The 770-nt window shown below is 69.7% G+C and carries 1 protein-coding gene; it reads right to left on the reverse strand.

Features of this window, described 5'->3' with window-relative positions:
- Nucleotides 1–392 precede the first annotated feature (392 nt).
- Nucleotides 393–638: a DUF1244 domain-containing protein gene (locus tag G7A99_RS22445; RefSeq protein WP_018717018.1), complete on the reverse strand. Its 246-nt coding sequence runs from the start codon at nt 636–638 to the stop codon at nt 393–395.
- Between the last annotated feature and the right edge of the window lie 132 nt (nt 639–770).

The raw sequence follows: 770 nt of genomic DNA on the forward strand, positions 1-770 counted from the left end.
CTACAACACTATGGGGCTCGGGTAGGTCGGTCGCTCCTGGCAACCGACGGCCGATCGCCGGGCAGAACCTGGCGGTTGCGGGGAACCGGCAAGCCGCGTAGGCATGGACACGGCGCGTGGCCGTAGCCGACCTACGGGCAAGGAGCCCTGGGAGGACATCGCGCGACACCCCGGCTCTACCCGATCACCGTCGGCCGACAGGACCATAACACCGAGCCGCATCGATATCGTGACACCCGCCCACGACGGTCACACCACGTAGGTCGGGCGCCGTAGGCGTGCGACATCCCGATCCCGGCCGCGGTGCCCGTCGCACACCGTCCGTGGCCGCGCCCGATCCACGGCTCCCGCCCTTTCCCCGGGCCACCGCCACGCGGACGGCGTCACGGCGGTCAGGTCTGGTAGCGGGCCTTCCACTCCTCGTAGGGCATGCCGTAGATGTCCTCCCGCGCCTGCTCGTAGTCCATGCCGACGCCGCGTTCCTCCGCGGCGGCGAGATACCACTTGGACAGGCAGTTGCGGCAGAAACCGGCAAGATTCATCAGGTCGATGTTCTGGACCTCGGTGTGCTCGCGCAGGTGTGCCACCAGCCGGCGGAACGCCGCCGCCTCCAGCTCGGTACGGGTCTGTTCGTCCACGCTCGCCTCCTCACGCGCCGTGCTGTTCGTCCCATTCGTCCCTGCCGGCCGCCGCCAGCCGTTGCGCGAACACGTCCGCGGGCGCCGGTCTCGCAAGCAGGAACCCCTGGAGGTAATCGCAGCCCAGGCGGC

This window comes from Arhodomonas sp. KWT, assembly GCF_010993615.1.